We start from the raw sequence: 554 nt of genomic DNA on the forward strand, positions 1-554 counted from the left end.
CAAGTAGCACTACATAGGTTCCCCTCTCTTTTGATTTATAAAATCAACATTCTATGAACTTGTTATTAAGGAGTACCACCAGCATTTTGAAAAAAACCACGCTAAGAGTATGCAAGATTTTATGCAAAAAATCGGAAGACATAAGGAACTATGGGGAGGCCGAAAAGCCCGCCATAATAGGAATGTATAAAAAAATGCATAGAATCATAGAAAAAGACAAAGGCGGATTCCTTGTGGGAATAGGGATCCGCCTTTGTCTTCACTACCGATAATGAGACGTTATGTTAACTGATAGTGTATGGAGTATACAAAGAAAACAAGAGTATGGCTACCACATTCTTGTGATAAAATGGAATAGAAAGGGTGATTTAATTGAATATTTTATGGGACTTTGACGGAACACTTTTTAATACATATCCTGCCTATACCAAAATACTCTCTCTAGTACTTGGAGAAGAGATAGATAAACAGGAGATTTATAAAAAATTAAAGATTTCATACTCACGTGCACTAGACTACTATAATGTTTCTAGTGACCAGAAAGAGAAAATGAA

At 34.8% G+C, this 554-nt stretch carries 1 protein-coding gene; it reads left to right on the plus strand.

Annotated elements, in window-relative coordinates; genetic code table 11:
* Positions 1-372: 372 nt before the first annotated feature.
* Positions 373-554: HAD hydrolase-like protein (locus tag D4B81_RS17915; protein ID WP_161965309.1), on the plus strand; the 182-nt coding region annotated here is incomplete at its 3' end.

Source organism: Ornithinimicrobium cerasi (genome assembly GCF_003702705.1).
GTDB classification, from domain to species: Bacteria; Actinomycetota; Actinomycetes; order Actinomycetales; family Dermatophilaceae; genus Ornithinicoccus; species Ornithinicoccus cerasi.